This is a genomic window from Streptomyces sp. S6 (genome assembly GCF_054880855.1).
Genome location: NZ_JBTYMC010000417.1, coordinates 1 through 4,655, shown reverse-complemented (window position 1 = coordinate 4,655; position 4,655 = coordinate 1). Strand labels below are relative to the sequence as shown.

General features: G+C 71.3%; 5 protein-coding genes. 4 read left to right on the top strand and 1 reads right to left on the bottom strand.

All coding sequences use genetic code 11. From position 1 onward, the window contains the following. The coding region (locus tag ACVNF4_RS32680; RefSeq protein WP_461806505.1) for a dihydrofolate reductase family protein at positions 1-471 on the bottom strand (471 nt) is incomplete at its 3' end. Between ACVNF4_RS32680 and zapE the strand changes: the two genes are divergently transcribed. The 4 genes from zapE (at position 470) to ACVNF4_RS32660 (ending at position 4,359) form a co-directional block, all read left to right on the top strand. Then, positions 470-1,612, top strand: coding sequence for a cell division protein ZapE (gene zapE / locus ACVNF4_RS32675; protein WP_461806504.1), 1,143 nt, complete (start codon positions 470-472; stop codon positions 1,610-1,612). The genes ACVNF4_RS32680 and zapE overlap by 2 nt on opposite strands. 185 nt (positions 1,613-1,797) lie before the next feature. Beyond that, entirely contained in the window at positions 1,798-2,202 is a 405-nt protein-coding gene (locus tag ACVNF4_RS32670; protein WP_461806503.1) for a hypothetical protein, read from the top strand. Positions 2,203-2,290: 88 nt separating this feature from the next. Then, entirely contained in the window at positions 2,291-2,872 is a 582-nt protein-coding gene (locus ACVNF4_RS32665; protein ID WP_461806502.1) for a carbonic anhydrase, read from the top strand. 8 nt (positions 2,873-2,880) lie between these two features. Beyond that, the gene (locus ACVNF4_RS32660; protein ID WP_461806501.1) at positions 2,881-4,359 is read left to right on the top strand and encodes a SulP family inorganic anion transporter; all 1,479 of its coding nucleotides are present in this window, start codon (positions 2,881-2,883) and stop codon (positions 4,357-4,359) included. Positions 4,360-4,655 lie beyond the last annotated feature (296 nt).

Genomic DNA, 4,655 nt, shown 5'->3' with positions numbered 1-4,655 from the left:
CTCCACCCCGGCCTCGCGCGCCCGCGCGACGCGGACGGGGTCGGCGCCCGCGCCGGTCAGCACGAGGGTCGGGACGAGCGGGGAGGTGAACAGGGGTGCCGAGAAGTCGAGGTCGAGGCTCGCGGAGACGACGGCGACGGCGGGTGCGGGCCCCTGTCCGGCGGCGGCCCGGCGTGCGGCGAACTCCTCGCGGGCGCGGGCGGGACCGTACTGCTCCTGGCGCACGGTCTGCGCGCCGACGACCACGACGTCCGCGAGGGCGCGCAGGACGCCGAAGATCCGCATGTCGGCCGTGCCGGAGATGGGGTGGGAGCGGCCGTCGTGCTGGCCGGCGCCGTCGAGGGTGGAGACCATGTTGGCGCGCAGCCACACGCCGGGCGGGTACGCGTAGGCGTCCGCGAGCTCGCCGAGGCCCCACTCCCCTGCCGTGGTGGTCGCTGTCTGGTCGGTCACAGGGAACAGGCGTCGCATGGCTGGCAGTCTTACATGCCCTTTAACATGGGTAATCGTGTCCACGTACTCCCCCGGCTCCTCCGGCGTCGAACCGATAGCCCACGTCGCGCCCGTCTCCCTGTGCACGCGCGAGCCGTACGTCCCGGCGGACCGGCTGGTCGCCGAGATGGTCCCCCCGCCGCGGTTCGACTCGGTCCGCTTCGGCACGTACCTGCCGGACCCGAAGCAGCCGACCCAGACCGAGGCCGTCGGGATCCTGGAGTCCTTCGCCGGCGGCCTGGGCGGAGCGCACGCGGCGGGCGGCGCCCGACGGGGGTTCTTCGGGTTCGGGGGCCGCAGGGCCAAGGCGCCTGCCGGTCCGCGCGGTGTCTATCTGGACGGCGGGTACGGCGTCGGCAAGACCCACCTCCTCGCCTCCCTGTGGCACGCCACCCCGGCCGAGCCCGCGCTGAAGGCGTTCGGCACGTTCGTCGAGCTGACCAACCTGGTCGGCGCCCTCGGCTTCCAGCAGACGGTGAAGACCCTCTCGGGCCACCGCCTGCTGTGCATCGACGAGTTCGAGCTGGACGACCCGGGCGACACCGTCCTCGTGTCGACGCTGCTCGGCAAGCTGGTCGAGGCGGGGGTCGCGCTCGCCGCCACCTCCAACACGCTCCCCGGCAAGCTCGGCGAGGGCCGGTTCGCGTCGGCCGACTTCCTACGCGAGATCCAGGGCCTGTCCGCGCACTTCCGCGCGCTGCGCATCGACGGCGAGGACTACCGCCACCGCGGTCTGCCGGACGCGCCGTCGCCGTACGGCGACGAGGTCGTGGCGAAGGCCGCGTACGCCACCGAGGGGGCGTCCCTGGACGACTTCCCGGCGCTCCTGGAGCACCTCGCGAAGGTCCACCCGAGCCGCTACGGCGCGCTCACGGACGGTCTGCGGGCGGTCTGCCTGACGGACGTCGGCCCGGTCCCGGACCAGTCGACGGCCCTGCGCCTGGTGGTCCTCGCGGACCGGCTGTACGACCGTGAGGTGCCCGTGCTGGCCTCGGGGCTGCCGTTCGACCGGCTGTTCAGCGAGGAGATGCTGAACGGCGGGTACCGCAAGAAGTACTTCCGCGCGATCTCCCGGCTCACCGCGCTGGCCCGCGACGCGCAGCGGCTCACCGAGAACTGATCCACAGTCACTCCGGCTCTGTCAAGAGCCGGTTCCGGACATCAACACCCCTCTTTTGAGGCGGTCTCCATCTAGAAACGTGGAGTTAACCCTGCAAAGGTCTTTGCAGGGTTAACGTGTTTCTTGACCAGTCGTTGACCAGTCATTGGTACGCACTTAGCGTGGAGACTTTGAAGGGAGGGTGCATGTTCCGAGGTAGGACGGTTCTCGCGGGCATCGCGTTCATCGCCTCTTTCCTTCTCGTACTCCCCTTCTTCACCGCTTCCTCGCCGTTCGCACACGCGCACACGGTCCGTCAGGCACAGGCCAAAGCCAAGCCCGGAATCAACCCCCAGGGCATTGCGCTGCGCGACATAAAGGTCACGTCCCGCGACTGTGACCGGTCCGGGGATCCCACGGATCCGCTGCGCAGCGACCGGCACCGCGCCACCCTGACCGCCGACTCGGCCCCCTCGGAGCCCGAGCGCGTCCCGCTGGCACACGATCACATCGCGGTGCACCCGGCCACCGTGCCCGGTGCGGACCGCCATCGCCCGTCGAGATCCTCGGCGAGCCACTCTCCGGCGGCACTTCAGGTCTTCCGCTGCTGAGAGAGCAGGCAGAACAGAGAGCAGTTCCCCCAACACTGTCCTGCACGTCCGACGCGCCCCCACGCGCGCCAGGAGGAATCACCAGAACATGCAGCCCCTCATCGACAACGCCCGTACGTTCGGACAGCGCCCTGAGGAGTTCGCCAAGCTCGCAGAAGGCCAGTCCCCCCAGGTTCTCTTCATCACCTGCTCCGACTCTCGGGTCGTTCCCGCGCTGATCACCGGCGCCCGCCCCGGCCAGTTGTTCGAGCTGCGCACCGCAGGCAACATCGTCCCCCCGTACGGCACCGGCGCCCCCTCCGGCGAGGCCGCGACCATCGAGTACGCCGTGGAGGTCCTCGGCGTCCGCGACATCGTCGTGTGCGGTCACTCGCACTGCGGCGCGGTCGGCGCCCTCGTCCGCGGTGACGACCTGGACGCCGTACCGGCCGTCCGGGACTGGCTGGCGCACGCCGCCGACGAGCCCGACGCGACCGAACCGTCCGATCCGACCGTCGCCCGCGCGGTCCAGAACCACGTCCTCGCGCAGCTGCTGCGGCTGCGGTCCTACCCGTGCGTCGAGAAGCGGCTGGCCGACGGCCGGCTGACGGTGCGCGGCTGGTACTACGAGGTCCACACCGGCGCCGTGCTGGGGCACGACGTCGCCACCGACCGCTTCCAGGCTCTGTGAGCGGCCCGATGACCACGTCCCGCAACACCCTCATATCCCGTTTCCCGCACCTCAAGACCGACTTCGCGGCCTCCCTGGTGGTCTTCCTCGTCGCGCTCCCGCTCTGCGTGGGCGTGGCCGTGGCCTCCGGGGTGCCGGCCGAACTCGGCCTGGTCACCGGCATCGTCGGCGGGATCGTCACCGGACTCATGCGGGGCTCCAGCCTCCAGGTGTCCGGCCCCGCCGCCGGTCTGACCGTCCTCGTCTTCGAGGCGGTGCGGGAGTTCGGCCTCCCCGCGCTCGGGGTGATCGTCCTCGTCTCGGGCGTCCTCCAGATCACGATGGGCGTCCTGAAACTGGGGCGCTACTTCCGGGCGATCTCGGTGTCCGTCGTCGAGGGCATGCTGGCCGGAATCGGTCTCGTGCTGATCGCCGGACAGCTGTATTCGCTCATCGGTACGAAGGCCCCCGTGTCGGGGCTCGACAAGATCGCCGGGCTGCCCCGGGCCTTCATGGACGCGGCCGGCTCCACCGCCGCGCTGTCCTCCCTGGCGCTCGGCGCGGGCACCATCGCCGTCCTCGTGCTGTGGAAGCGGATGCCCGCCAAGGTCCGTACGGTGCCCGGTCCGCTGGCCGCCGTCGGGCTCGCGACCGCCGCCACCCTGGCGTTCGACCTGCCGGTCGCCACCGTCGAGGTCAAGGGGCTGCTGGACGCCATCCAGCCGCCGCCCCTCAGCGCCTTCGGGGACCTGGCCGACGTCGGGCTGCTCGGCACGGTCGTCGCGTTCACCCTGATCGCGTCCGCCGAGTCGCTGTTCAGCGCGGCGGCCGTGGACCGGCTGCACGACGGTCCGCGCACCGAGTACGACAAGGAGCTGGTGGCGCAGGGGGCGGGCAACGCGCTCTGCGGGGCGCTCGGCGCGCTCCCCATGACCGCGGTGATCGTCCGCAGCGCCGCCAACGTCCAGGCGGGCGCCCGCACGAAGGCGTCCCGCGTCCTGCACGGCGTCTGGCTCCTGCTGTTCGCCGCCCTCTTCCCCGACCTCCTCTCCTACATCCCCATCCCGGCCCTGGCCGGCATCCTCGTCCACTCCGGCGCCAAGCTCGTCCCTCTCCACGCGATCGCCTCTCTCTGGCGCGAGCACCGGGGCGAGGCCCTCATCCTCGTCGCCACCGCCGTCTCCATCGTCGCGGTCAGCATGTTCGAGGGTGTGCTGATCGGCCTCGCGCTGGCGGTGGCGAAGACCGCCTGGGAGGCGTCGCACATCAAGCTGGAAGTGGTCGACAAGGGGGCGGGCCCGGTCCAGGCGTACCTGTCGGGCAACGCGACGTTCCTCCGTCTCCCGAAGATCCTCGACAGCCTGGAGTCCCTCCCCCAGGACCGGCCGGTGGAACTGAACCTGACGGGGTTGCACCACCTCGACCACGCGTGCCGCACCGCTCTGGAGAACTGGGCGGAGAGGCACAGTGAGGTGGGGACGGAACCGGTGAAGGTGACGGCCGGATAGTTCAGGGGCGCGGGGCTGCACCGATGTGCGGCTCCCGCCGCGCGGGGGCCGGGGATTCCTCGGCCCCCTTTGCCGTACGGCGCCCTCCCGGCCCACCTGAGTGACCCGCCGGGAGCGTCGTCCGAGCCGATTTATGTGATCGTCATATCGTCCTACGGTGACCACTCCCGTACGACTCCTCGCCACCTGCGTCCTGGCCGCCGCCCTCACCGCCTGCGGCACCACCCAGTCCACGCCGCCCGCCTCGGCCCCGACCCCGGACCGCACCCCCGCGGCGTCCCCGTCCCCGTCGAAGG